At 71.1% G+C, this 25,795-nt stretch carries 22 protein-coding genes and 4 tRNA genes; 15 read left to right on the top strand and 11 right to left on the bottom strand.

Annotated elements, in window-relative coordinates; genetic code table 11:
- Positions 1 to 98 precede the first annotated feature (98 nt).
- Together hrpA and AB0E19_RS24720 are read left to right on the top strand one after the other, a co-directional pair.
- Positions 99 to 4,106, top strand: a complete 4,008-nt coding sequence (gene hrpA / locus AB0E19_RS24725) for an ATP-dependent RNA helicase HrpA (protein ID WP_362184150.1) — start codon at positions 99 to 101, stop codon at positions 4,104 to 4,106.
- 84 nt (positions 4,107 to 4,190) lie between these two features.
- Positions 4,191 to 4,264: transfer RNA gene (locus AB0E19_RS24720), tRNA-Asp, on the top strand.
- A gap of 456 nt (positions 4,265 to 4,720) precedes the next feature.
- On the opposite strand, the gene bldC is transcribed toward AB0E19_RS24720, so the two are convergent.
- The gene (bldC, locus tag AB0E19_RS24715; protein WP_003949541.1) at positions 4,721 to 4,927 is read right to left on the bottom strand and encodes a developmental transcriptional regulator BldC; all 207 of its coding nucleotides are present in this window, start codon (positions 4,925 to 4,927) and stop codon (positions 4,721 to 4,723) included.
- Between the two features lie 568 nt (positions 4,928 to 5,495).
- Complete coding sequence (locus AB0E19_RS24710) at positions 5,496 to 6,350, bottom strand: hypothetical protein (protein ID WP_362184147.1); 855 nt, start codon at positions 6,348 to 6,350, stop codon at positions 5,496 to 5,498.
- Between the two features lie 153 nt (positions 6,351 to 6,503).
- Between AB0E19_RS24710 and AB0E19_RS24705 the strand changes: the two genes are divergently transcribed.
- Entirely contained in the window at positions 6,504 to 7,586 is a 1,083-nt protein-coding gene (locus AB0E19_RS24705) for a Glu/Leu/Phe/Val dehydrogenase dimerization domain-containing protein (protein ID WP_362184143.1), read from the top strand.
- Positions 7,587 to 7,875: 289 nt separating this feature from the next.
- Positions 7,876 to 8,130 (top strand): DUF3073 domain-containing protein, encoded by a 255-nt coding sequence (locus AB0E19_RS24700; RefSeq protein ID WP_362184140.1) that lies wholly within the window; start codon positions 7,876 to 7,878, stop codon positions 8,128 to 8,130.
- Between the two features lie 154 nt (positions 8,131 to 8,284).
- On the opposite strand, the gene purM is transcribed toward AB0E19_RS24700, so the two are convergent.
- Together purM and purF are read right to left on the bottom strand one after the other, a co-directional pair.
- On the bottom strand, positions 8,285 to 9,352 hold the full coding sequence (purM, locus tag AB0E19_RS24695) for a phosphoribosylformylglycinamidine cyclo-ligase (protein WP_362184137.1): 1,068 nt from the start codon (positions 9,350 to 9,352) through the stop codon (positions 8,285 to 8,287).
- A gap of 54 nt (positions 9,353 to 9,406) precedes the next feature.
- On the bottom strand, positions 9,407 to 10,933 hold the full coding sequence (purF, locus tag AB0E19_RS24690; protein ID WP_362184134.1) for an amidophosphoribosyltransferase: 1,527 nt from the start codon (positions 10,931 to 10,933) through the stop codon (positions 9,407 to 9,409).
- Between the two features lie 306 nt (positions 10,934 to 11,239).
- Between purF and AB0E19_RS24685 the strand changes: the two genes are divergently transcribed.
- Positions 11,240 to 11,332, top strand: a complete 93-nt coding sequence (locus tag AB0E19_RS24685; protein ID WP_362184131.1) for a putative leader peptide — start codon at positions 11,240 to 11,242, stop codon at positions 11,330 to 11,332.
- 120 nt (positions 11,333 to 11,452) lie between these two features.
- Complete coding sequence (locus AB0E19_RS24680; RefSeq protein ID WP_362184128.1) at positions 11,453 to 12,853, top strand: sulfatase-like hydrolase/transferase; 1,401 nt, start codon at positions 11,453 to 11,455, stop codon at positions 12,851 to 12,853.
- Here AB0E19_RS24680 and AB0E19_RS24675 read toward each other — a convergent pair.
- Together AB0E19_RS24675 and AB0E19_RS24670 are read right to left on the bottom strand one after the other, a co-directional pair.
- Positions 12,847 to 13,671 (bottom strand): META domain-containing protein, encoded by an 825-nt coding sequence (locus AB0E19_RS24675; RefSeq protein ID WP_362184125.1) that lies wholly within the window; start codon positions 13,669 to 13,671, stop codon positions 12,847 to 12,849. The genes AB0E19_RS24680 and AB0E19_RS24675 overlap by 7 nt on opposite strands.
- A 63-nt stretch (positions 13,672 to 13,734) precedes the next feature.
- Positions 13,735 to 14,523, bottom strand: coding sequence for a sterol carrier family protein (locus AB0E19_RS24670; RefSeq protein WP_362184122.1), 789 nt, complete (start codon positions 14,521 to 14,523; stop codon positions 13,735 to 13,737).
- 66 nt (positions 14,524 to 14,589) lie between these two features.
- On the opposite strand from AB0E19_RS24670, the gene AB0E19_RS24665 reads away from it, so the two are divergent.
- Entirely contained in the window at positions 14,590 to 14,997 is a 408-nt protein-coding gene (locus AB0E19_RS24665) for a nuclear transport factor 2 family protein (protein WP_362184119.1), read from the top strand.
- A 64-nt stretch (positions 14,998 to 15,061) separates the two neighbouring features.
- Here the strand turns inward: AB0E19_RS24665 and purL are convergent, their stop codons facing one another.
- Genes purL through purS form a run of 3 tightly spaced genes read right to left on the bottom strand, consistent with a single transcriptional unit; the run spans position 15,062 to position 18,233 of the window.
- Complete coding sequence (gene purL / locus AB0E19_RS24660; protein WP_362184115.1) at positions 15,062 to 17,311, bottom strand: phosphoribosylformylglycinamidine synthase subunit PurL; 2,250 nt, start codon at positions 17,309 to 17,311, stop codon at positions 15,062 to 15,064.
- Entirely contained in the window at positions 17,311 to 17,991 is a 681-nt protein-coding gene (purQ, locus tag AB0E19_RS24655) for a phosphoribosylformylglycinamidine synthase subunit PurQ (protein WP_362184112.1), read from the bottom strand. The genes purL and purQ overlap by 1 nt, the downstream gene beginning before the upstream one ends.
- Positions 17,988 to 18,233: a phosphoribosylformylglycinamidine synthase subunit PurS gene (gene purS / locus AB0E19_RS24650; protein ID WP_015035032.1), complete on the bottom strand. Its 246-nt coding sequence runs from the start codon at positions 18,231 to 18,233 to the stop codon at positions 17,988 to 17,990. Before purS ends, purQ begins: the two co-directional genes overlap by 4 nt.
- Before the next feature lie 366 nt (positions 18,234 to 18,599).
- Here purS and AB0E19_RS24645 point away from each other — a divergent pair, with 366 nt between their 5' ends.
- From AB0E19_RS24645 to AB0E19_RS24610, 8 genes are all read left to right on the top strand, one after another.
- The gene (locus AB0E19_RS24645; protein ID WP_362184108.1) at positions 18,600 to 18,941 is read left to right on the top strand and encodes an Lsr2 family protein; all 342 of its coding nucleotides are present in this window, start codon (positions 18,600 to 18,602) and stop codon (positions 18,939 to 18,941) included.
- Between the two features lie 112 nt (positions 18,942 to 19,053).
- Positions 19,054 to 19,125, top strand: a tRNA-Gly gene (locus AB0E19_RS24640).
- An 81-nt stretch (positions 19,126 to 19,206) separates the two neighbouring features.
- Positions 19,207 to 19,279: transfer RNA gene (locus AB0E19_RS24635), tRNA-Gly, on the top strand.
- A gap of 150 nt (positions 19,280 to 19,429) precedes the next feature.
- Positions 19,430 to 20,380: an ABC transporter ATP-binding protein gene (locus tag AB0E19_RS24630; RefSeq protein WP_362184105.1), complete on the top strand. Its 951-nt coding sequence runs from the start codon at positions 19,430 to 19,432 to the stop codon at positions 20,378 to 20,380.
- Complete coding sequence (locus tag AB0E19_RS24625) at positions 20,377 to 21,174, top strand: ABC transporter permease (protein WP_362184102.1); 798 nt, start codon at positions 20,377 to 20,379, stop codon at positions 21,172 to 21,174. Before AB0E19_RS24630 ends, AB0E19_RS24625 begins: the two co-directional genes overlap by 4 nt.
- A 28-nt stretch (positions 21,175 to 21,202) precedes the next feature.
- Complete coding sequence (locus AB0E19_RS24620; RefSeq protein WP_362184099.1) at positions 21,203 to 22,465, top strand: histidine kinase; 1,263 nt, start codon at positions 21,203 to 21,205, stop codon at positions 22,463 to 22,465.
- Entirely contained in the window at positions 22,462 to 23,076 is a 615-nt protein-coding gene (locus AB0E19_RS24615; protein ID WP_362184096.1) for a response regulator transcription factor, read from the top strand. The genes AB0E19_RS24620 and AB0E19_RS24615 overlap by 4 nt, the downstream gene beginning before the upstream one ends.
- Positions 23,077 to 23,098: 22 nt before the next feature.
- A tRNA-Gly gene (locus AB0E19_RS24610) sits at positions 23,099 to 23,171 on the top strand.
- A gap of 145 nt (positions 23,172 to 23,316) precedes the next feature.
- Here AB0E19_RS24610 and AB0E19_RS24605 read toward each other — a convergent pair.
- Both AB0E19_RS24605 and AB0E19_RS24600 read right to left on the bottom strand, forming a co-directional pair.
- Positions 23,317 to 24,225, bottom strand: a complete 909-nt coding sequence (locus AB0E19_RS24605; protein WP_362184093.1) for a phosphoribosylaminoimidazolesuccinocarboxamide synthase — start codon at positions 24,223 to 24,225, stop codon at positions 23,317 to 23,319.
- Between the two features lie 85 nt (positions 24,226 to 24,310).
- The gene (locus AB0E19_RS24600; protein ID WP_362184090.1) at positions 24,311 to 25,771 is read right to left on the bottom strand and encodes a N,N-dimethylformamidase beta subunit family domain-containing protein; all 1,461 of its coding nucleotides are present in this window, start codon (positions 25,769 to 25,771) and stop codon (positions 24,311 to 24,313) included.
- Between the last annotated feature and the right edge of the window lie 24 nt (positions 25,772 to 25,795).

The following is a 25,795-nucleotide window of genomic DNA, read 5'->3' as shown; positions in this document are numbered from 1 at the left end:
GTCCGGGTCAGATGCCCGGAATACTACGCACCGCCGGCCGCCCCCCTTCGTAAATCGGTTCGCCGCTTCTCGGCCGCAGGTGCGATCCTGGATTCCGTATGTCTACTTCCTTCGCCGCCCTCCAGTCCGTCCTGGCCGAGGTCTCGCTGCGGGACTCCCACCGGCTCGGCCGCCGTCTCGAAGGCGCCCGCCGCATCCGCAAGCCCGAGGCCCGCGAGGCCGTCCTGGACGAGATCGCCGCAGAGGCGGCCAAGGCCAAGGAGCGCGTCGACGGGCGCGCCTCGCGCGTGCCCGCCGTCACCTACCCCGAACAGCTCCCGGTCTCGCAGAAGAGAGACGAGATCCTGGAGGCGATACGCGACCACCAGGTCGTGATCGTCGCCGGTGAGACCGGCTCCGGAAAGACCACCCAGATCCCGAAGATCTGTCTGGAGCTGGGCCGGGGCGTCCGGGGCATGATCGGGCACACCCAGCCCCGCCGGATCGCCGCCCGCACGGTCGCCGAGCGCGTCGCCGAGGAGCTGAGGACCCCGCTCGGCGAGGCCGTCGGCTGGAAGGTCCGCTTCACCGACCAGGTGAACCCGGACGCGACCTTCGTGAAGCTGATGACCGACGGCATCCTGCTCGCCGAGATCCAGACGGACCGCGAGCTGCGCGCCTACGACACGATCATCATCGACGAGGCCCACGAGCGGTCCCTCAACATCGACTTCCTGCTCGGCTACCTGGCCCAGCTGCTGCCCAAGCGCCCCGACCTCAAGGTCGTCATCACCTCCGCGACCATCGACCCGGAGCGCTTCTCCCGCCACTTCGGCGACGCACCGATCGTCGAGGTCTCCGGCCGGACGTATCCGGTCGAGGTCCGCTACCGGCCGCTCCTGGAGGAGGACTCCGAGGAGTCCGACCGGGACCAGATCACCGCGATCTGCGACGCCGTGGACGAGCTCCGGAAGGAGGGTCCCGGCGACGTCCTGGTCTTCCTCTCCGGCGAGCGGGAGATCCGCGACACGGCGGACGCCCTCACCAGGAAGAAGCTCTTCGACACGGAGATCCTGCCGCTGTACGCCCGGCTCTCGCACGCCGAGCAGCACCGCGTCTTCCAGGCGCACGCCGGCCGCCGGATCGTCCTCGCGACCAACGTCGCCGAGACCTCGCTGACCGTCCCCGGCATCAAGTACGTGATCGACCCGGGCACCGCCCGCATCTCGCGCTACTCCCACCGCACCAAGGTCCAGCGCCTCCCGATCGAGGCGATCTCGCAGGCCAGCGCCAACCAGCGCAAGGGCCGCTGCGGCCGTACGAGCGACGGCATCTGCATCCGGCTGTACTCCGAGGACGACTTCCTCACCCGGCCGGAGTTCACGGACGCCGAGATCCTCCGCACCAACCTGGCCTCCGTCATCCTCCAGATGACCGCCGCCGGGCTCGGCGAGATCGAGAAGTTCCCCTTCATCGACCCGCCGGACCACCGCAACATCCGGGACGGCGTCCAGCTCCTCCAGGAGCTCGGCGCGCTCGAAGCGGACGAGAAGTCCCCCCGGGAGGGGAAGAAGGGGCAGCGGCTCACCCAGCTCGGCCGGAAGCTCTCCCAGCTCCCCGTCGACCCCCGGCTCGCCCGCATGGTCCTGGAGGCGGACAAGAACGGCTGCGCCCGCGAGGTCATGGTGATCGCCGCCGCGCTCTCCATCCAGGACCCGCGCGAGCGGCCCTCCGAGAAGCAGGCCCAGGCCGACCAGCAGCACGCCCGCTTCAAGGACGAGACCAGCGACTTCCTCGCCTTCCTCAACCTGTGGCGGTACGTCCGCGAGCAGCAGAAGGAGCGCGGCTCCTCGTCCTTCCGCCGGATGTGCAAGCAGGAGTACCTGAACTTCCTGCGCATCCGCGAGTGGCAGGACATCTACGCCCAGCTGCGCACGGTCGCCAAGCAGATGGGGATACACCTCACCGAGCCGCAGGACGACGAGACCTTCCCCGAGCAGGCCATCCACGTCTCCCTCCTCTCCGGCCTCCTCTCCCACATCGGCCTCAAGGACGTGAAGGAGTCCAAGGAGGGCCGGGACCAGAAGCGGGAGGGCACCCGGAACGAGTACCTGGGCGCCCGCAACGCCAAGTTCGCGATCTTCCCCGGCTCCGCGCTCTTCAAGAAGCCCCCGCGGATGGTCATGTCCGCCGAGCTGGTGGAGACCTCGCGGCTCTGGGCGCGGGTGAACGCCCGGATCGAGCCCGAGTGGATCGAGCCGCTCGCCCAGCACCTGGTGAAGAAGACGTACAGCGAGCCGCACTGGGAGAAGGACCAGGCGGCCGTGATGGCGTTCGAGAAGGTGACGCTGTACGGCGTCCCGATCGTCGCCGACCGCAAGGTGAACTACGGCCGGATCGACCCCGAGGTCTCCCGCGAGCTGTTCATCCGCAACGCCCTGGTGGAGGGCGACTGGCGCACCCACCACAAGTTCTTCGCCGACAACCGCAAGCTGCTCACCGAGGTCGAGGAGCTGGAACACCGGGCGCGGCGCCGCGACATCCTCGTCGACGACGAGACGCTCTTCGACTTCTACGAGAAGCGGGTCCCCGAACACGTCGTGTCCGGCGCCCACTTCGACTCGTGGTGGAAGCACAAGCGCCATGAGGAGCCGGAGTTCCTCGACTTCGAGCGCGAGATGCTCATCAACGAGAAGGCCGGGGCCGTCACCAAGGACGACTACCCGGACTCGTGGCGGCAGGGCGCGCTGAAGTTCCGGGTGACGTACCAGTTCGAGCCGGGCGCGGACGCGGACGGCGTGACCGTCCACGTGCCGCTCCAGGTCCTGAACCAGGTGACGGACGAGGGCTTCGACTGGCAGATCCCGGGTCTGCGGGAAGAGGTCGTGACGGAGCTGATCCGTTCCCTCCCCAAGCCGATCCGCCGCCACTACGTGCCCGCGCCGAACTTCGCCGGCCGCTTCCTGGACGCCGTCGTGCCCGTGCAGGAGCCGCTGACGACGGCGCTCGCGCGCGAGCTCCAGCGGATGGTCGGCGTCCCGGTCGCCCCCGAGGACTTCGACTGGGGCAAGGTCCCCGAGCACCTCAAGATCACCTTCCGGATCGTCGACGAGCGGCGCCGGAAGCTCGCCGAGGACAAGGACCTGGAGACGCTGCGCCTGAAGCTGCGCCCCAAGGCCCGCCAGGCGCTCTCCAAGGCCGCCCAGGCGGCCACGGCGGGCCCGGACGGCTCCGGGCCGTCCCTGGAGCGCACGGGCCTGAAGGACTGGACGATCGGCGGCCTCGTGCGGGTCTTCGAGACGAAGCGGGGCGGGCAGCCGGTCAAGGCGTACCCGGCGCTGGTCGACGAGGGCGACAGCGTGGCGGTGCGGCTCTTCGACTCGGAGGCCGAGCAGGCGCGGGCGATGTGGCGGGGCACCCGGAAGCTGATCATGCTGAACATCCCGGTGAACCCGGCGAAGTTCGCCTCCGACAAGCTCACCAACCAGCAGAAGCTGGCTCTGTCGGCGAACCCGCACGGCTCGATCCAGGCGCTGTTCGACGACTGCGCCACCGCCGCCGCCGACAAGCTGATCGCGGACCACGGCGGCCCGGCGTGGGACGAGGAGTCCTTCCGGAAGCTGTACGACAAGGTCCGCGCCGACCTGGTGGAGCTGACGATCCGCACGGTGGGCCAGGTCCAGCAGGTCCTGGCCGCCTGGCAGGCGTGCGAGCGGCGCCTGAAGGCCACCACGAGCCCCGCGCTGCTGCCGAACCTCCAGGACGTGCGGGGGCAGCTGGACTGGCTCGTGCCGGCCGGTTTCGTCACGCGTACGGGCCTGAAGCGGCTGCCGGACCTGATGCGTTACCTGGTGGCCGTGGACCGGCGGCTCCAGCAGATGCCGACCGGGGTCCAGCGGGACACCACCCGGATGGAGAAGGTCCACGAGATGCTCGACGAGTACGCGTGGCTCCTGGAGCAGCTGCCGAAGGGCCGGCCGGTGCCAGCCGAGGTCACGGACATCCGCTGGATGATCGAGGAGCTGCGGGTGAGCTACTTCGCGCACGCCCTGGGCACCGCCCATCCGGTGTCGGACAAGCGGATCGTGAAGGCCATCGACGCGGCGGTGCCGGGCCCGGCCCGGTAGCGGGGCGTCCACCGCCGGCGAGTTCGACCGGACCGCTGACCTGCTGTACAGTTCTTCTCGCAGCCACGAAAGACCGGCTGCGAGGGCTCTGTGGAGCAGTTGGTTAGCTCGCCACCCTGTCAAGGTGGAGGTCGCGGGTTCAAGTCCCGTCAGAGTCGCTTTGGAAGAAGGCCCGCATCGTCTCGATGCGGGCCTTCTTCGTCGTGCGTGAACTCCACTCGAACGGGGGACGAAAGTCCCACCGGCGGGTGACCAACGGCGGGTTGGGGGCGCTTCCTCGGGTGGGAGGCTGTTCTATGGCAAGCCTTCGAGGGTGTGACGGGAGTCACTGAAAGTCGTTCAGAAACCCCCTCTTTTACGCGCTCCCTACAACGACTCAATTTAATATGTGCAATTGCACCAATGTTCGACGAGTGGGCCGCCGTGCACGGCGGAGGAGTCCGGGCACAAAAAAGACGATCGCGCCGGACCCGGCGGAGTCCAGCGCGATCGATGACAGTGGCCTGTTGGGGCAGGAACCGTCGGCAGAGCTGTGGGATGGGCGACCGGATTGGGGGACCCGGACCTGCCCGGTGTTACGGGGTGCTGCGTGTACTGCGGCTGTCGCCGAGACCTCAGGCCTCGCTGCGCTGCTGCGGAATGCCCGCCAGCAGAGCGCGGACCTCGGCCTCGCGGTAACGACGGTGCCCACCCAGGGTGCGGATGGACGTGAGCTTGCCGGCCTTGGCCCAGCGAGTCACCGTCTTCGGGTCCACGCGGAACATCGTGGCGACCTCGGCAGGGGTCAGCAGCGGCTCGGCATCAGGGGTGCGAGCGGTCATGAGCGGCCTCCTCGGGAGAACCGAACCTTCTCGGTTCTTTCCTCTAAATTCTGCACCTTGACCCGCCTTGCCCGAAATGGCAGAAGCGGGTCGAGTCGGTTATAGGACGAACGGCTTGTCCTCGGCACTACAACTACACCATCCGTCCAGCCGCGTCGGCCAAACCGATGGAATTGCCCTCGCAGGTGTTCATCAGCGGCAGAAGTCGACTGACCATGCCATAACGGACAGTCACACCACTGTGACGATCAGTCACAGAGCGATCAGGAGTCCTCAGACCCCCCATAGAGTGCAATGCTGAGCGTTCCGCCCAAAGTTGGGCGGAAGGAACCCTCCCCGGACTCCTTGTCCTATTTTGGCACGAGGGTAGGTGATCGACGCAAGGGTGCGTTTAGTGCTGTCCGTCACGCTTGAGTCAAAGGCCCGGTTCAGGACCAACGTCCCATGGGATTCGGACAGATCGATCCGGCCAGGCGCCTGAAGATCATTTACCCCCCTGGGACATGTCTTGTCCATGCACACCTGACGAAGATGCCCGACCTATGTCAATTCGTGTCCCGCCGGGCCTTCAGTTCGCGTGACGCAGGTCCCTGACGGCCCGCCAGCGCTCCGCGAGGCGCGCGTACACCTCGCCCGCCACGTCGTCGTCCCCCGCCCGCAGCGCCGCAAGGCCCGCGGCCACGTCCGCCGCCGAGCGGTCCGCCGCCAGCCGCTCCTCCGCCACCGCGTGCACGAGCCCGCCGTAGTCCAGCTCCACGAGGGCACGCGGATGGAACTCCTCCAGCCAGCGGCCCACGTCGGCCAGGCCCTGCGCCAGCGTCCCCTCGTCCACCGAGTCCCGCAGTGCGCGCAGCGCCCGCGCGAGCCGCCGCCGCGCCTGCGCCATCGTCGTCCGGTAGCGCAGCACCGGCGCCCGCCCGGCCGCCCGGTCCCCCGGCTCGTAGCACCGCTCCTCGTCCCCGAAGAGCGCGAACCAGCGCAGCGGCACCTGCCACACCGCCGTCCTGATCCACGGCCGCGCGTCCGGGTTCCGCTCCAGCCACCGCTCGTGGTCGGCCTCCACCTGGGCCCGCACCACCGGCGGCAGCATCGCGTCCAGGACCGACGCCGGGAGCCCGCCCTGCTCCACCAGGTCCCGCAGCGCCAGCCAGCCCCGCAGCCGGGTCCGCCACGGGCAGACCACCACCACTCCGTCCAGGTGCGCCACGAAGGCCTCGCCGCTCTCATGCACCGGGACCGGGACCGGCGGCACCGGCACCAGGTCCGCCAGCGAGCGCCGCAGCTCGTCCTGGGCCCCCGGGGTGCGCGGCCGGCGGGCGTACCGCGACCAGTGGGTCCGCTCCGGCTCGGGGAACGCGGCCAGCGGCTCGTACACCCTCAGATACGAGGCGTACGGGACGAGCAACGTGGAGTCGACCGACATGTCCCGATCCTTCCACGCGGGTACTCCGCGAGGGGGTGATCCGGCCCACTCCGCCCTTCCTACGCCCAGGTAGGACTTAATCTCGTGGCGCAATGTGTCCTCCCCCACCCACAGGGGGGACCTTCCGCCGCTTCGTACTTGGGAGTCACCACCGTGACCGCTGTATCCGACGGCGTCCTGCACACCCTGTTCCACTCGGAGCAGGGCGGACACGAGCAAGTCGTGCTCTGCCAGGACCGCGCCACCGGCCTGAAGGCCGTCATCGCCCTGCACAACACCGCGCTGGGCCCCGCCCTCGGCGGCACCCGCTTCTACCCGTACGCGACCGAGGCCGAGGCCGTCGCCGACGCCCTCAACCTCGCGCGCGGCATGTCGTACAAGAACGCCATGGCCGGGCTCGACCACGGCGGCGGCAAGGCCGTGATCATCGGCGACCCCGAGCAGATCAAGACCGAGGAGCTGCTCCTCGCCTACGGCCGCTTCGTCGCCTCCCTCGGCGGGCGCTACGTCACGGCCTGCGACGTCGGCACCTACGTCGCGGACATGGACGTCGTGGCCCGGACCAACCAGTGGACCACCGGCCGCTCCCCCGAGAACGGCGGCGCCGGCGACTCCTCCGTCCTGACCGCCTTCGGCGTCTTCCAGGGCATGCGCGCCTCCGCCCAGCACCTGTGGGGCGACCCGACCCTGCGCGGCCGGAAGGTCGGCGTCGCCGGCGTCGGCAAGGTCGGCCACTACCTCGTCGAGCACCTGCTCTCCGACGGGGCCGAGGTCGTCATCACCGACGTCCGCGAGGAGTCGGTGCGCCGGATCACCGACAAGTACCCGCAGGTCCGGGTCGTCGCCGACACCGACGCCCTGATCCGCGTCGAGGGCCTCGACGTCTACGCGCCCTGCGCGCTCGGCGGCGCCCTGAACGACGACACCGTCCCGGTCCTCACCGCGAAGGTGGTCTGCGGCGCGGCGAACAACCAGCTCGCCCACCCGGGCGTCGAGAAGGACCTGGAGGAGCGCGGCATCCTCTACGCCCCCGACTACGTGGTGAACGCCGGCGGCGTGATCCAGGTCGCCGACGAGCTGCACGGCTTCGACTTCGACCGCTGCAAGGCGAAGGCCACGAAGATCTTCGACACCACCCTGGAGATCTTCACACGTGCGAAGGCGGACGGCATTCCGCCGGCCGCGGCCGCCGACCGCATCGCCGAGCAGCGGATGGCCGAGGCCCGGCGCGGCTGAGCCGTCCGGTGCACGGGGAGTGATCGGCCCGCCGTCCGGGAGATTTCGCTCACGCCGGTCGGCGGGTCGACCCCCCAGAAGAGGTTAAAATCGCGATTGACCAGCGAGGTAAGGGCACCTCGATGGTTCTGTACCGGGGTATGTGATGCGCGCGGCGTACCGTAGACCCGAGGAAACAGGTACCGTTGAAGCCCTACGGACCGGTCTCTCCATCGAGAGTCCGTTTCGCATCATGAACGCGTGTCAAGACTCTGGGGCCAGCGAGCCCCGTCACCGAGGGGGTCGAGCCATGGGGCGCGGCCGGGCAAAGGCCAAGCAGACCAAGGTCGCCCGCCAGCTGAAGTACAGCAGCGGCGGGACTGACCTGTCGCGTCTGGCCAATGAGCTGGGCGCTTCGACTTCGAGCCAGCCGCCGAATGGCGAGCCGTTCGAGGACGACGACGAGGAAGACGACCCGTACGCGCAGTACGCGGATCTCTACAACACGGACGACGAGGACGAGGACGACGAGTCCGGTCCGCAGTCGCCGCAGCGTCGCGCTTGACCTTCTGAACGCCGAAAAACTCGGTCCAGGGCACCCCGGACCGAGTTTTCGTGCTGCTCGGGCACGGTGAGCGGCCCGGAGGCATCAGGACACGAGAAGGGGCACCCCGCCGGGCGGGGTGCCCCTTCTCGTGTCTCTGGTGACCGTGTCGCGATTACTTCGCGTAGTCGCCGACCAGCTCCGCGCCGGAGTCCTTGGCGCCGCGCTCGGTGATCTCGCCGGCGACCCAGGCGTCGAGCCCGCGGTCGGCCAGCGTGGCGAGGGCGGCGTCGACCGACTCGGCGGGGACGACGGCCATCATGCCGACGCCCATGTTGAGGGTCTTCTCCAGCTCCAGGCGCTCGACCTGCCCGGCGGTGCCGACGAGGTCGAAGATCGCGCCCGGGGTCCAGGTGGAGCGGTCCACGGTGGCGTGCAGCCCGTCCGGGATGACCCGGGCGAGGTTGGCCGCGAGACCGCCGCCGGTGATGTGGCTGAAGGCGTGCACCTCGGTGGTCCGGGTGAGCGCCAGGCAGTCGAGCGAGTAGATCCTCGTGGGCTCCAGGAGCTCCTCGCCGAGGGTGCGGCCGAGCTCGTCGACCCGCTGGTCGAGGGTCATGCCGGCGCGGTCGAAGACCACGTGGCGGACGAGCGAGTACCCGTTGGAGTGAAGACCGGAGGAGGCCATGGCGATGACCGCGTCCCCCGTACGGATGCGATCGGCGCCGAGCAGGCGGTCGTGCTCGACGACACCGGTGCCCGCGCCCGCGACGTCGAAGTCGTCCGGGCCGAGGAGGCCCGGGTGCTCCGCCGTCTCGCCGCCGACCAGGGCGCAGCCGGCGAGGACGCAGCCCTCGGCGATGCCCTTGACGATGGCGGCGACCCGCTCCGGGTGGACCTTGCCCACGCAGATGTAGTCGGTCATGAAGAGCGGCTCGGCGCCGCAGACGACGATGTCGTCCATGACCATGGCGACCAGGTCGTGGCCGATGGTGTCGTACACGCCCATCTGGCGGGCGATGTCGACCTTCGTGCCGACGCCGTCCGTCGCCGAGGCGAGCAGCGGACGCTCGTAGCGCTTGAGGGCGGAGGCGTCGAAGAGGCCGGCGAAGCCGCCGAGGCCGCCGAGGACCTCGGGGCGCTGCGTCTTCTTCACCCACTCCTTCATGAGCTCGACGGCGCGGTCGCCGGCCTCGATGTCGACGCCCGCAGAGGCGTAGCTGGCACCAGTGGTCTGAGACATGGGTTCAGAGCTTTCGTGTCGTGTACTGCGCCACTGCGGGGGTGCAGCGGGGTCTTACGGACGGCGCAGGGCGTCGGCGGCCGCGGTGGCGGCGGGGCCGGCGGCCAGCTCCGTCTCCAGGAGCTGCTTGCCGAGCAGCTCGGGGTCGGGCAGCTCCATCGGGTACTCGCCGTCGAAGCAGGCCCGGCAGAGGTTCGGCTTGGCGATGGTGGTCGCCTCGACCATCCCCTCCAGGGAGATGTACGAGAGCGAGTCCGCGCCGAGCGACTTGCCGATCTCCTCGACGGACATGCCGTTGGCGATCAGCTCCGCGCGGGTGGCGAAGTCGATGCCGAAGAAGCAGGGCCACTTGACCGGCGGCGAGGAGATCCGGATGTGGACCTCGGCAGCGCCGGCCTCGCGGAGCATCCGGACCAGGGCGCGCTGGGTGTTGCCGCGGACGATGGAGTCGTCCACGACCACGAGCTTCTTCCCCTTGATGACTTCCTTGAGGGGGTTGAGCTTCAGCCGGATGCCGAGCTGGCGGATGGTCTGCGAGGGCTGGATGAAGGTGCGCCCGACGTAGGCGTTCTTGACCAGGCCGGCGCCGAAGGGGATGCCGGAGGCCTCCGCGTAGCCGATGGCGGCGGGGGTGCCGGACTCGGGCGTCGCTATGACCAGGTCGGCCTCGACGGGCGCCTCCTTGGCGAGGCGGCGGCCCATCTCGACGCGGGAGAGGTACACGTTCCGGCCGGCGATGTCCGTGTCGGGACGGGCCAGGTACACGTACTCGAAGACACAGCCCTTCGGCTTCGCTTCTGCGAAGCGGGAGGTGCGGATGCCGTTCTCGTCGATCGCGATCAGCTCGCCCGGCTCGACCTCGCGGACGAAGCTGGCGCCGCAGATGTCGAGGGCGGCGGACTCCGAGGCGACGACCCAGCCGCGCTCCAGGCGGCCGAGGACCAGCGGGCGGATGCCCTGCGGGTCACGGGCCGCGTAGAGCGTGTGCTCGTCCATGAAGACGAGGGAGAAGGCGCCCCGGACCTCGGGGAGGACCTTCGCGGCGGCCTGCTCGATGGTGAGCGGCGTGCCGTCCTCGTCCACCTGGCCCGCGAGGAGCGCGGTCACCAGGTCGGTGTCGTTGGTGGCGGCGACCTGGGTGGCGCGGCCGTCCTTCTTGGGAAGGTCGGCGACCATCTCGGCCAGCTGCGCCGTGTTTACCAGGTTGCCGTTGTGGCCGAGCGCCAGCGAACCGTGGGCGGTGGCCCGGAAGGTCGGCTGGGCGTTCTCCCACACGGATGCCCCGGTGGTCGAGTAGCGGGCGTGACCGACCGCGATATGACCCTGGAGGGAACCGAGAGAGGTCTCGTCGAAGACCTGGGAGACAAGTCCCATGTCCTTGAAGACGAGGATCTGGGAGCCGTTGCTGACCGCGATTCCCGCGGATTCCTGACCCCGATGCTGGAGGGCGTAGAGCCCGAAGTACGTGAGCTTTGCGACCTCTTCACCCGGAGCCCAGACACCGAAGACGCCACAAGCGTCCTGGGGGCCTTTCTCACCGGGGAGCAGATCGTGATTGAGTCGACCGTCTCCGCGTGGCACGTCTTCGAGTCTAGGGGACCTCGACCACTGGTCCGAATTGGGGAACGGAGCGTGAGTGGTGCTCGTACGATCCCACCAAAAGATCGTCGTGAACTTGGAGGGGCCTACAAGGCAGGCGCCGGAAGGCCTCCGGGCATCCCGGCCCCGTCCGCACGCCCGCGCGCACCGCCCCCCGAAGGGCCATCCGGTGTGACGCAGAACGCAGTCTCCAGGGGTTTCACCAGCGTTTCGATCACGCGAACTACGCGCGTCGACCACCCCGTCCGGCGTTGACGCCCCCTCCCGCCTGGGCGAGGCTCCTGGACCATGCACCCCCGCAGTGACCGAGCGGTCACCCTCGTCCGGCGCCGGCACGTGGACCTCGTCCGTGTCGCGAGCGCGGGCTGTCGCGCCTCCTGAACGAGCCCCTGCCCGGGACCGGGTTCCCGCGCCTGAACGTCCTGCACCTGTGCCCCGCACCGTAGACGTACCCCCACGGTGACGGCGCGGCACGTCCGTACGTCCTTCTGGAGATTCGCCATGCCCACGCCCCTGTCCCGCCGCGCCTTCGGGGGCGCCGCCGCCGGCGCCGCCGCGGTGGCCGCCCTCGGAACCGCCCCCGCGCACGCCGACGCCCCGGCCGCGGCCCCCGCCGAGCGTCCCTTCCGGGCCGCCCGGCCGCGCCGCCACTCCCGGCGGCCGAACGTCCTCTTCATCCTGGGCGACGACCTCGGCTGGGCCGACCTCTCCTCGTACGGCTCCCCGCACATCCGCACCCCGCACCTCGACCGGCTCGCCCGCGGCGGCGTCCGCTTCACCGACGCGTACTCCGGCTCCGCGACCTGCTCCCCCACCCGCTTCAGCCTCTACACGGGCCGTTACCCGGGGCGTACGAAGGGAGGGCTCGCCGAGCCGATCGCCGACAAGTCCGTCGGCCTCGACCCCACCCACCCCACGCTCGCCTCGCTGCTCCGCGACTCCGGCTACGCCACCGCCCTCATCGGCAAGTGGCACTGCGGCTACCTCCCCGACTACTCCCCCACCAAGTCCGGCTGGGACGAGTTCTTCGGCAACTTCGGCGGCGCCCTGGAGTACTACTCCAAGCTCGGGCTCGGCGGCGAGTACGACCTCTACGAGGGCGACGCCGAGTACAAGGACCTGCGGTACTACACCCGGATCCTCACCGAGCGGGCGAGCGAGTACGTGAGCCGCGACCACGACCGCCCGTGGCTGCTCAACCTCAACTTCACCACCCCGCACTGGCCGTGGATAGCCGACGGCGACGAGGAGGCGAGCGCCGAGATCGTCCGCCGCATCAAGGCCGGCGACCGCTCCGCCCTCTGGCACCAGGACGGCGGCTCGATCGAGAAGTACAAGGAGATGGTCGAGGACCTCGACCGCTCGATCGGACAGGTCCTGGCCGCGCTCCGGCGGTCCGGTCAGGAGCAGGACACCCTCGTCTTCTTCGCCAGCGACAACGGCGGCGAGCGGTTCTCCTACAACTGGCCGCTCGCCGGCAACAAGGGCTCCCTCCAGGAGGGCGGCATCCGCGTCCCCGCGATCCTGCGCTGGCCCGCCCGGATCGACGGCGGGCAGGTCAGCGACCTGCCGGTCTTCACCCCCGACTGGACGGCGACCCTGCTCGACTTCGCCGGCGCCCGCCCCCACCCCGCGTACCCGCTCGACGGCACCAGCCTCGCCGGGCACCTGCTGCGCGGCGAGGAGGTGCCGGAGCGGGACCTGTTCTGGCGGGTCAGGGGCGAGCGGGCGCTGCGGCGCGGCGACTGGAAGTACTACCGCGGCAAGTCCGGCCGCGACCAGCTCTTCCACCTCGCCGAGGACGCCCGCGAGCAGGCCGACCGGGCGGCCTCCGAGCAGAACCGGCTCGCGGGGCTGCGGGCCGCCTGGGAGCGGATCGACGCGGGGCTGCTGCGCTACTGAGCGGGCTCGGCCCGCGCGGTCAGGCCCTCGCCCGCGCCGTCGACGAGGGTCAGGGTGCGGTGGTCGAGCCGGTAGGAGAGGGGGCCGTCGAGGAGCTCGTACAGCTTCGTCTCCAGCTGCATCTGGGGGCCGGAGCACATCATGCGGGTGATGGGGGCCGGGCCCTCGACGGTGAGGGTGCGGGCCTTCTCGTCGATCCGGGCGGCCGCGGAGAAGTCGTTGCAGCCGAGGTTGCCGCTGATCCGACCGTCGGCGCCGATGACGAGACGGGCCTTCTCCCCGCCGCCGGCCGGGAGGGAGGCGGCGGTGTCGCCGGAGACCAGGCCGTCGACCTTCCAGGGGGTGCCGCGCAGCGGCGGCGACGGCTCGGCGGCCAGCTCCACCTTCCGGGTGCCGTCGGCGGAGACGAGGGTCAGCGCGCCGTCCGTGAGCGTGCCCTTCAGCGGTCCGGTGAAGGCGGCGAGGAAGGCGGTCTCGAAACGCCGCCGGTCCTCGGGGCACCCCATCTCGGTGACCTCGTCCGGGGAGACCGTGACCGTGGTGCCCGCCACGGTGACGGCCGCGCCGAAGTGGTTGCAGCCGGTACTGCCCTGGGCGCGGCCCTCCCCGGTGAAGCCGACGCGCGCGCCCTCGGGGGCCTCGGCGCGGTCGCCGTCGACGGTGACCGCGCCGACGGTCCACTGACTGCCGGTGAGGGGCAGGTCGGGATCACCGGCGTTCCCGCCCGCGCCCCCGCCCTGCCCGCAGGCGGAGAGCGACACGGAGAGCGACGCGGCGAGCAGGACGGCGGCGAGGGTGGTGCTGCGCGGCTTCGGCATGCCGGTGGGACGCGGCGGACCCCCGACGGGTTCCCGGGCGCGTCCGCCCGGGTGGCACCGGGCTCAGCCCATGACGGGGAGCAGCCCCGCCAGGTCCGCGCGCTCGCCGCTGGCGGCGATCCGGGCCGCGTCGCGCTCGGCGGCCCAGTCGGTACGTCCGGTGGCGAGGCGGATCCAGGTCAGCGGGTCCGTCTCGACGACGTTCGGCGGGGTGCCCCGGGTGTGCCGGGGGCCCTCCACGCACTGCACCACCGCGTACGGCGGGATCCTGACCTCCACCGCGCCGCCGGGGGCCTTCGCCGCGAGGGCGTCGGCGAGGAGCCGGGTGCAGGCGGCGAGGGCCTGCCGGTCGTAGGGGATCTCCGTGCCGGTCGCGGCGGCGAGGTCGTCGGTGTGGACGACGAGTTCGACGGTGCGGGTGACGAGGTAGTCGTCGAGCGTCATCGCGCCGAAGCGGGTCGGCAGCAGCCGCTCCCCGTCCGCGCCGGCCAGCGCCCCGGCGAAATCCTCGGCCACGCGCGCGTAGAGCCCGGGCAGGTCGGCGGCGTCGAGCGCCCTGACGTCCTCGTCGATCCCGGCGGCGCCGGTCGCGGTGGCCAGGGGCCAGTCCAGGAGGGCGAGTCCCCGCCCGGCCGGCTCGGGCGCCGCGAGCCCCCGCACGACCGCGTCGAGGGCCATCGTGAGGTGCGCGGCCAGCTCCCGTACCGTCCAGGTCCCGAGCCGCGTCGGACCGTCGAGCGCGTCCGGCGGCAGGGCGAGCACCGCGTCCCGCACGTGCCCGAACTGGGCGGAGACGGCGGCGCGGGTCCTGGCGGGGTCGTAACTGCGGGTGCGTTTCCTGGCGGGTGGCATGGCCCGAGGCTAACGCCGAGACTTGAGGGGAGGGGGGAAACCCCTGAGGAAAGGCAGTGGGGGACCATGACCCATCACGAGCACCCTGACGCGGCCGTCGTGCGCCGGGGGTACGAAGCGTTCGGCACCGGTGACATGGAGACGGTCGCCTCCCTCATGACCAGCGACTGCACGCACCACTCGCCCGGCGAGAGCCAGATGTCCGGGCACTTCAAAGGCCGGGACAACGTCCTGGCCCACCTCGGGAGGCTCGCCGAACTGACCGGCGGCACCTTCCGGGTCGAGCTGAAGGGCGTCTACCCGGACGGCAGAGGCCACGTGATGGCCGTCCACCGGTGGCACGGCGACCGGAACGACCGGGGCATCGAGATGGACGGCGGCCTCTTCTTCACCCTCGTCGGCGGCAAGATCTCCGACGTCGACGAGTGCGTCGCGGACATCCCCGAGTCCGACGCCTTCTGGGGCGCCGGCTAGACCGCGGGACGCGGAACGCGAAAACCCCCGCCCGAGCGGAGCGGGGGTTTCCGGGTGGACCGACTCAGGCCAGCAGGGCCGGGATGGTCGCCTCGTGGGCCGCGCGCAGCTCCTCCAGGGAGAGGCTGAACTCGCCCTGGACGTCGACCGCGTCGCCGTCGACGACACCGATGCGGGTCGCCGGCAGGCCGCGGGCGCCGCACATGTCCGTGAAGCGGAGCTCCTCGCTGCGCGGGACGGCGACGACCGCGCGGCCCGCCGACTCCGAGAAGAGGAACGTGAAGGCGTCCAGGCCCTCGGGGACGACCAGGCGCGCGCCGTTCCCGCCGCGCAGGCAGGACTCGACGACCGCCTGGACGAGACCGCCGTCGGAGAGGTCGTGCGCCGCGTCGATCATGCCGTCGCGGGAGCCCGAGATCAGGATCTCGCCGAGCAGCTTCTCCCGGTCGAGGTCCACGGCCGGCGGCATGCCGCCGAGGTGCTGGTGGATCACCTCGGACCAGGCCGAGCCGCCGAACTCCTCCTTGGTGTCGCCGAGCAGGTAGAGGAGCTGGCCCTCTTCCGCGAAGGCGATCGGGGTGCGGCGGTTGACGTCGTCGATCACACCGAGGACGGCCACGACGGGCGTCGGGTGGATGGCGACCTCACCGGTCTGGTTGTACAGCGAGACGTTGCCGCCGGTCACCGGGGTGCCCAGCTGGAAGCAGCCGTCCGCGAGACCACGGGTGGCCTCGGCGAACTGCCACATCACGGCCGGGTCCTCGGGCGAGCCGAAGTTCAGGCAGTCCGAGACGGCGAGCGGCTTGGCGCCGGAGGCGGCGACGTTGCGGTACGCCTCCGCCAGCGCGAGCTGCGCGCCGGTGTACGGGTCGAGCTTGGCGTACCGGCCGTTGCCGTCGGTCGCCATGGCCACGCCGAGGTTGGTCTCCTCGTCGATGCGGACCATGCCCGCGTCCTCGGGCTGCGCCAGGACCGTGTTGCCCTGCACGAAGCGGTCGTACTGGTCCGTGATCCAGGACTTCGAGGCCTGGTTCGGGGACGAGACGAGCTTCAGGACCTGGTCCTTGAGCTCCGCGCCGTCCTGCGGACGGGGCAGCTTGCCGGCGTCGTCGGCCTGGAGCGCGTCCTGCCACTCCGGGCGGGCGTACGGCCGGTGGTACGTCGGGCCCTCGTGGGCGACGGAGCGCGGCGGCACGTCGACGATCTGCTCGCCGTGCCAGAAGATCTCCAGGCGCTCGCCCTCGGTGACCTCACCGATGACGACCGCGATGACGTCCCACTTCTCGCAGATCTCCAGGAAGCGGTCGACGTGCTGCGGCTCGACGATCGCGCACATGCGCTCCTGCGACTCGCTCATGAGGATCTCCTCAGGAGAGAGCGTGGCGTCGCGCAGGTGGACCTTCTCCAGGTCGACGCGCATGCCGCCGGAGCCGGCCGAGGCCAGCTCGGAGGTGGCGCAGGAGAGCCCGGCGCCGCCGAGGTCCTGGATGCCCGCGACGAGCTTCTCCTGGAAGATCTCCAGGGTGCACTCGATGAGGAGCTTCTCCTGGAACGGGTCGCCGACCTGGACGGCGGGGCGCTTGGTGGGCTTGGTGTCGTCGAAGGTCTCGGACGCGAGGACCGAGACGCCGCCGATGCCGTCGCCGCCCGTGCGGGCGCCGTACAGGATGACCTTGTTGCCGGGGCCGGAGGCCTTGGCGAGGTGGATGTCCTCGTGCTTCATCACGCCGATGCAGCCGGCGTTGACCAGCGGGTTGCCCTGGTAGCAGGAGTCGAAGACGACCTCGCCGCCGATGTTCGGCAGGCCCAGGCAGTTGCCGTAGCCGCCGATGCCGGCGACGACACCGGGCAGCACGCGCTTGGTGTCGGGGTGGTCGGCCGCGCCGAAGCGGAGCGGGTCGACGACCGCGACCGGGCGGGCGCCCATGGCGAGGATGTCGCGGACGATGCCGCCGACGCCGGTGGCCGCGCCCTGGTAGGGCTCGATGTACGAGGGGTGGTTGTGCGACTCGACCTTGAAGGTGACCGCGTACCCCTGGCCGACGTCGACGACGCCCGCGTTCTCGCCGATGCCGACGAGCATGGCGTCGTTCTCGGGGGTCTTCTCGCCGAACTGCTTCAGGTGGACCTTGCTGCTCTTGTAGGAGCAGTGCTCGGACCACATGACCGAGTACATGGCGAGCTCGGCGCCGGTGGGACGGCGGCCGAGGATCTCGCGGATGCGCGCGTACTCGTCCTCCTTGAGGCCGAGCTCCTTCCAGGGCTGCTCGCTGTCCGGCGTCTCGCTCGCGTGCTTGACGGTGTCGAGGCTCATCAGGCGTTGACCAGCTTCTTGAGGATCGAGGTGAAGAAACCGAGACCGTCCGTCTTGCCGGTGCCGATCAGCGGTTCGACGGCGTGCTCGGGGTGCGGCATGAGGCCGACCACGTTGCCCGCGGCGTTGGTGATGCCCGCGATGTCGCGGAGCGAGCCGTTGGGGTTCATGTCCAGGTAGCGGAAGGCCACCCGCCCCTCGGCCTCCAGCTCGTCGAGCGTGCGCTCGTCGGCGACGTAGCGGCCGTCCATGTTCTTGAGCGGGACCTCGATCTCCTGGCCCTGGACGTAGTCCGAGGTCCAGGCGGTCTCCGCGTTCTCCACCCGCAGCTTCTGGTCGCGGCAGATGAAGTGGAGGTGGTTGTTGCGCAGCATCGCGCCCGGCAGCAGGTGGGCCTCGGTGAGGATCTGGAAGCCGTTGCAGATGCCGAGGACCGGCATGCCGGCCTTCGCCTGCTCGATGATGGTCTCCATCACCGGCGAGAAGCGCGAGATGGCGCCCGCCCGCAGGTAGTCGCCGTAGGAGAAGCCGCCGGCGAGGACGACCGCGTCGACCTGCTTGAGGTCCTTGTCGCGGTGCCAGAGCGAGACCGGTTCGGCGCCCGCGAGGCGGGCGGCGCGCAGCGCGTCCTGGTCGTCGAGCGTGCCGGGGAAGGTGACGACGCCGATGCGAGCGCTCACGACTCGACCTTCACGACGAAGTCTTCGATCACGGTGTTGGCGAGGAAGGTTTCGGCCATCTCATGGATGCGGGCGAGGGCGGCGTCGTCGACCGGTCCCTCCACCTCCAGCTCGAAGCGCTTCCCCTGACGGACGTCGGCGATTCCGGCGAACCCGAGGCGGGGCAGTGCACGCTGCACCGCCTGTCCCTGCGGGTCGAGGATCTCCGGCTTGAGCATGACGTCGACTACGACGCGTGCCACTGGCACTCCCGGTGGTGTGTTGCGTGGGCGGTTCCCTCAGCGTACCTGCCTCCAAATTCTACGCGGGTAGAGATCTGAAGGATCCTACAAATGCCCAGGCTGGAAGGGGCTGCCGCGAGTGATCCACTCCAAACGCCCTCTACACCCCTCCGCACATGAAATGCGCGTGAAATATCGTGCCGTGCATTGCCCGGGACACGCTGAGACAATTGACAGGGCTTCACAATGCGACGCCCATCGCTGTACAAAGGAATCCAGAGGAAAGCAACATTGCCCCTGGGCAGCCAGAGGCCTGGTGTCACCGCACGTCAGAGGCGCACCCAAAGCCCTTGACAGGTGGCGGGCCACAGGAAAGGACCGATATCCGTGGCGCAGCGAGTGGTGGTCACCCTCTCCGACGACATCGACGGCGGAGAAGCGGCGGAAACGGTCGCGTTCGGTCTCGACGGGAAGATGTACGAGATCGACCTGAATGCTGCCAATGCAAAGAAACTCCGCAAGGCACTCGCGCCCTACCTGGCAGCCGGGCGGAAGCAGACGGGCAGGGCGGCCGCCGGTGTGACGGGAACCACCACCGCCTACAGGCACACCGCCCTCGCCCCCGACCCGGCGGCGGTCCGCGCCTGGGCCCAGTCCAACAAGATGGACGTGCCGGCCCGGGGCCGCATCCCCAAGCGGGTCTACGAGGCCTTCCGCGAGGCGAGCTGACACCCGCCCCCAGGGGGGTGGCGGACCGGATTTGCGTTCCACCCCCCTTGATCGGCTAGAGTCTGGATCACGCCGAGGGGCGAGGCCGAAAAAGCCGAGTCCCACGCAGCGTGCGGGTGTAGTTCAGTAGCAGAACATCCCCCTTCCAGGGGGAAGGCGCAGTGTGCGATCCCTGTCACCCGCTCTGCATCACGGTTACCGACCACTCCGGTGGATCAGGTACAGTGGTGCTCGCACCGCCCGGTGAAAGCCGGTCGGGAGCAATGCGGACGTGGCTCAGTTGGTAGAGCATCACCTTGCCAAGGTGAGGGTCGCGAGTTCGAATCTCGTCGTCCGCTCAGGGTGAAGGACCCGGTTCTCAGGAACCGGGTCCTTCTGCTTTTCCGGACTCTCCACGCCGGCGGGTTTCCCCGCGCCATGACATTTGTCAGCACGGGTGATGACACCGCGCACTGCCCACCGCCCCGGACGGACGGGAGGCTGGGGCCATGACAGCTGAAGCCCTGACACCGGCCATCGAGGCGACCGACCTGAGCCGCACCTACGACGGCGGGTTCGAGGCGGTCCGCGGCATCTCGCTCTCCGTCGCCCGGGGCGAGGTCTTCGCCCTCCTCGGCACCAACGGCGCCGGGAAGACCTCCACCGTCGAGCTCCTGGAGGGCCTCGCCGCCCCGACCGGCGGCACCGCCCGTGTCCTCGGCCACGACCCGTACCGGGAGCGCTCCGCCGTCCGCCCGCGCATCGGCGTGATGCTCCAGGAGGGCGGCTTCCCCTCGGACCTCACCGTGGCCGAGACCGTACGGATGTGGGCCGGCGTCACCAGCGGCGCCCGGCCCGCCGGGGAGGCCCTCGCCGCCGTCGGCCTCACCGGCCGCGAGAAGGTGCGGATCAAGCAGCTGTCCGGCGGCGAGCGCCGCCGCCTCGACCTCGCCTGCGCCCTCCTCGGCCGCCCCGAGGTCCTCTTCCTCGACGAGCCCACCACCGGCCTCGACGCCGAGGGCCGCCGCGACACCTGGGACCTCGTCCGCTCCCTGCGCGACCAGGGCACCACCGTCCTCCTCACCACGCACTACCTGGAGGAGGCCGAATCGCTCGCCGACCGGCTCGCGATCATGCACGCCGGCCGGATCGTGCTCTCCGGCACGCCCGCCGAGGTGACCGCCGCCCAGCCCGCCCGGATCCGCTTCGCGCTCCCGGCCGGAGTCCCCGCCGCCCGGCTGCCGCTCGGGCTGAAGGCCGCCGAGGACGGCGGCCGTATCGAGATCCGCACCCACGCCCTCCAGGACGACCTCACCGCGCTCCTCGACTGGGCCCGCGAGCACGGCGTCCGGCTCGACGGGCTCGACGCCCGCTCCGCCTCCCTCGAAGAGGCCTTCCTCGACATCGCCTCCCGCACGGAGACCACCCCCGGCGGCCAGAAGGAGACCGTGACCCGATGAGCACGACCACCTCGACCGGCGCCGGCCGGCCCTCCACCACCCTCACCCGGCTCGCCGCCCTCGGCCGGGCCGAGCTGACCCTCCTCGGCCGCAACCGCAACAACCTCTTCGTCGCGGCCGCCATGCCACTGCTGATGATCTTCCTGCTGCGGTCCTCGCTCAAGGGCGTCGACGAGGCCACCCTCGGCAGCTCCTTCGCCTCCGCCACGCTCATCGGCGGCACCGGCATGGTCCTGCTCCTCGTCGTCTACATGAGCCTCACCTCCAGCCTCGTCGCCCGCCGCGAGGAGCTGGTCCTCAAGCGGCTGCGCACCGGCGAGGCCACCGACACCGAGATCCTCACCGGTGCCGCCCTGCCCGCGACCGCCATCGCCCTCGCCCAGTGCGCGATCCTCACCGTCGGCGGCTTCACGCTGCTCGGCGCCGACGCCCCCGCCCGCCCCGACCTGCTGGTCCTCGGCCTGGTCGCCGCGATCGCGCTGCTCGCCGGGCTCGCCGCCGTCACCACCGCCATCACCCGCACCGTCGAGAGCGCCGGACTCACCACCCTGCCGCTCTTCCTCGTCTCCTCCTTCGGCTCCGGTCTCTTCGTCCCCCGCGACGCCCTGCCCGGGCTCGCCGCCGACCTCGCCCAGCTCCTCCCGCTCAGCGGCGTCATGGAGTTCGTCCGGGCCGGCTGGCTCGGCACCGCCCACGCGGACAGCCTGCTCGGCGCCGCGCTCAATACAGTGGCCTGGGGCGTCCTGACGGGCTGGGCGGTCCGCCGCTGGTTCCTGTGGGAGCCGCGGCGCTAGGGGCGGGGCCGGAGGGGAGACGGGACGGATGTCCGCGATGACGGGATGGTGGTCACGGCGCAGCGTGGCCGGGAAGGTCGAGCTGTACACCCGGTGGACCTTCCACCTCATGGCCCCGGTCGAGCTGCTCGCCCTGGGCGCCGTCCCCCTCGACCGAGAGCAGCGCGGCGATCTCGGCCCGGGCGCCACGCTCGGCCTCATCGCCTGGGTGGTGGCCCACTCCGTGCTCTGCACGGTGGTCGCCTCCCGAGGCATCGACCACACCTCGGGCACCCGGGTCCGGCCCGTCCGGCTCGCCGTCGCCCTCGCCACGACCACCGCCCTCGCCGACCTCGCCGTCACCGGCCTGTGGACGGCCGGGGCCCTGTCCGACGGGTCCCTCGTCGCCGCGTTCACCGTCGTCACCTCGGTCTTCACCACCGGCGCGCTCGTCCTCTGCGTGGACCGCGTGCGGCACATGCTGGGCGTGGTCGCCGGCGTCGCGGCGGTGGCCGGACTGCCCCTCGTCCTCTTCGGCCGGGTCCCGGAGGGACTCGTCACCCTGGCCGGCGTCTTCCTCGCGGGCGGAGGGTACGCCGCGGCCTGCGGCTTCTCCTCCTGGCTGCTGCGGGTCGTCCAGGAGCTGGAGCGGTCCCGGGACCTGAAGGCCCGGCTGGCCGTCGCCGAGGAGCGGCTCCGCTTCGGCCGCGACCTCCACGACGTCATGGGCCGCAACCTCTCGGTGATCGCGCTCAAGAGCGAGCTGGCCGTACAGCTCGCCCGGCGCGGCCGCCCGGAGAGCGTGGACCAGATGGTCGAGGTCCAGCGGATCGCCCAGGAGTCCCAGCGGGAGGTGCGCGAAGTGGTCCGCGGCTACCGGGAGGCCGATCTGCGGACCGAGCTGGAGGGCGCCCGCGGGGTCCTCGACGCCGCCGGCATCGACTGCGCCGTCGACGCCCCCGAGCTCGACCTGCCCGACGGGGTGCAGTCCGCGCTCGGCTGGGTCGTCCGCGAGACGACCACCAACGTGCTGCGGCACGGCGACGCCCGGCGCTGCGTGATCACCCTGCGGCGGACGGCGGCCGAGGTGCTGCTGACCGTCGAGAACGACGGGGCCGGGGTGCGGGACGGGGCCGGTGCCCCCGGGCGCACCGGCTCCGGCCTCGCCGGGCTGCGCGAACGGCTCGGGGCGGTGGGCGGCACCCTGGAGGCCGGGTTCGCGGACCCGCACTCCTTCCGCGTCACCGTCCGGGTGCCCCCGGCCGTGCCGGAACGGACCGGTACCCGACAGGAGAAGGAGACGGTCGCATGAGCGGTCCCGTACGCGTCCTGCTCGCCGACGACGAGCACCTGATCCGGGGCGCGCTCGCCGCCCTGCTCGCCTTGGAGGACGACCTGGTCGTCGTCGCGGAGGCCGCGACCGGGCCCGAGGCGCTCGCGATGGCGCGCGCCCACCGGCCCGACGTCGCCGTCCTCGACCTCCAGATGCCGGGGGCGGATGGTGTGACGGTGGCCACATCGATCCGGGACGAACTCCCGGACTGCCGCACGATGATCGTGACGAGCCACGGCCGTCCGGGCCACCTCAAGCGGGCGCTCGCGGCAGGCGTCCGCGGCTTCGCGCCGAAGACCGTCAGCGCCCAGCGGCTGGCCGAGCTGATCCGTACCGTGCACGCCGGAAACCGTTATGTGGACCCGGAGTTGGCGGCCGACGCGATCGCCGCCGGGGACTCCCCGCTGACCGCCCGGGAGGCCGAGGTGCTCGAACTCGCCGCCGACGGCGCCCCCGTCACGGAGATCGCCCGGCGGGCCGCGCTCTCCCCCGGGACCGTCCGGAACTACCTCTCCTCCGCCGCCGCGAAACTCGGCGCGGAGAACCGTCACGCGGCAGTGCGTCTCGCGCGCTCGAAAGGTTGGGTATAGTTAGCAGCGCGCTACGGCGCATGCGGACGTGGCTCAGTTGGTAGAGCATCACCTTGCCAAGGTGAGGGTCGCGAGTTCGAATCTCGTCGTCCGCTCAGTGTGAAGGCCCCGGTTCATCGAACCGGGGCCTTCGTCGTGTGCGCGGCGCGTCCGGCCGCGCCGCATACGCCGGAGCCGTACGAACCCCGGGGAGGGATCCGTACGGCTCGGCTAGGTTCCGCCCGGCTCGGCTCGGCTCGGCTAGAAGGCGGTGGACCAGGGCTTGCCGGTCAGCAGCTCGTACGCCTCCAGGTACTTGGCCCGGGTGGCGTCCACGATCTCCTGCGGGAGGGCCGGCGGCGGCTGCTCGCTCTTGCGGTCCCAGCCCGAGGCCGGGGAGGTCAGCCAGTTCCGCACGAACTGCTTGTCGTACGAGGGCTGGGCGCGGCCCGGCTGCCACTGGTCGGCCGGCCAGAAGCGGGAGGAGTCCGGGGTCAGCACCTCGTCGGCGAGGACCAGGGTCCCGCCGTCGAAGCCGAACTCGAACTTGGTGTCGGCAAGGATGATGCCCCGCTCGCGGGCGATGTCCCGGGCCCGGCCGTAGACGGCGAGGGTGGTCTGGCGCAGCAGGGTGGCGGTCTCGGCGCCGACCTGACGGGCCACCTCCTCGTAGGAGACGTTCTCGTCGTGGTCGCCGACGGCGGCCTTGGTCGCCGGGGTGAAGATCGGCGCGGGCAGCTCGGAGCCGTCGGTCAGCCCCTCGGGGAGCGCGAGGCCGCAGACCGTGCGGGACTCGTCGTACTCGACCAGGCCGGAGCCGGTCAGGTAACCGCGGGCGACGCACTCGACGGGGACCATGTCCAGCGACTTGCAGATCAGGGTGCGGCCCGCCCAGTCGGCGGGGGCCCCGGCCGGCAGCTCGGTGGAGAGGACGTGGTGGGGGACCAGGTCGGAGAGCTGGTCGAACCACCACAGGGAGAGCTGGGTGAGGACGCGGCCCTTGTCCGGGATCTCGGTGGGCAGCACCCAGTCGTACGCGGACATGCGGTCGCTCGCCACCATCACGAGCTCGCCGGCCTCGTTCCGGTACAGGTCACGCACCTTGCCCGTGTGCAGGTGGGTGAGACCCGGAACCTCGACGGGCTCGGGCTTTTCTACGAATCCGGACACGGTTCCTCCGCGTAGGTTGATCCAGGAACGGTCCGATTCTCTCGCACACGCGACCGTGCCCGCCGACCGGGGCGGCCCGCCCCGGTCAGTCCCTCTTACAGATGCGGTCGAGGAGGTTGGCGGTGGCGCGCTGGACACGGGCGTCGACATGGCCCGGCCGGTCCAGCGCGGGCGACCAGGCGAAGGTGCCGGAGGCGAAGACCCAGGCGCCCGAGGGCGCCCGGTAGAGGCTGGTCTCCTGGTGGCGCAGCGCCCCGTCGCCGTCCCGGTAGGGCGAGTGGGCGAGCAGGATGCGGTTCTCGTGCTCGGGGAGCGGGGTGCGCGGGAAGTAGCGGTCGGCCTCGCCGGCGACGAGGCCGGGCAGCTCGTCGCCGTCGCCTGCGCCGGTGGCCTCCCAGAGCCAGTGCTCGGCGTTCCGCACGACGAGCGGGTGCGGTTCGGGCACCCGGCCGGCGTACTGGATGCCGAGGAGCTGCTGCTCGGGCCGGTCGACCTCGCGCCACAGGGCGGAGCGGCCGGGGCCCCGGCGCTTGCGGCAGGTCAGCAGCCGGTCCGGCACGCCGGACGGCGAGGGACCGAGCTCCACCTGCCAGTACATGGTGTTGGCGGAGAGGAAGACGAGCGAGGTGCCCTGGTCGCGGGCGCGCTCGGCGGCCTTCCGCATCGGCGCCGACCAGTACTCGTCGTGGCCGGGGAAGACCAGGCCCCGGTAGCGGGTGGGGTCGACCCGGCCGGCGTGCAGGTCGCGGGTCTCGGCGTAGGCGAGGTCGTAGCCGTACCGCTCCGCCCAGCGGATGAAGTCGTAGGCGTGACCGACGTGCAGGGGCAGGCCCGCGCCGGCGTACGGCCGGTCGAAGGAGACGGTGACGGCCGCCTCCTCCTCGCCGAGCAGCCGGCCCTCCTCGTCCCAGGCGTGGTAGAGGCTGGCGCCGGTGTGGCCGTCCTCCGGGTAGAGGTTGTACGCCTGCCAGGTGATGTCCGGCAGGACGAGGAGGAGGTCCGCGGGGTGGGAGTCCCGCACCGTGAAGGGGATGTGGGAGCGGTAGCCGTCGGCGGTCGTGAGGACGGCGACGTACGCGCCGATCGTCCAGTAGCTCGGGACCTGGAGCCGCCAGGACTGCCACCAGTGGTGGCAGGAGACGGTGCGGTCGGCGGTGAGCGGGGGCGGCTGGACGATCCCGGAGAGCCGCGGACTCGTGGTGATCTTCGCGGCGCCGTCACCGCCGTAGTGTCCGATCCGGTAGACGTCGACCGAGAACGGCTGCGGCGGGTCCACGGTGACGTGGAAGTCGATGGACTCGCCGGGCGCGACGGCGCCTCCCGAGGCGAAGCCCTTGATCTGCCGGCGCACGTCGTCGGCGGTCCGCGGGCCTCCGGCGCCGCCCCGGGCCAGGGTCTCGTCCGCGTACCAGGGCACCAGCTGCCCCGTGTCGTCGAAGTAGTTGTCCGACCCGCGCAGCCAGGGCAGCGGCCCCTGCCCGAAGGGATCGGAGACGGCGTGCGCGAGCGCACCCGACTCCCAGCGCCTGATCTGCTCCGCCCCCATGCCGCGCCCTCCCTCGACTCCCCC

The organism is Streptomyces sp. NPDC047974 (genome assembly GCF_040653375.1).
Taxonomy (GTDB): domain Bacteria; phylum Actinomycetota; class Actinomycetes; order Streptomycetales; family Streptomycetaceae; genus Streptomyces.
This window is presented reverse-complemented; position numbering and strand designations above follow the sequence as displayed.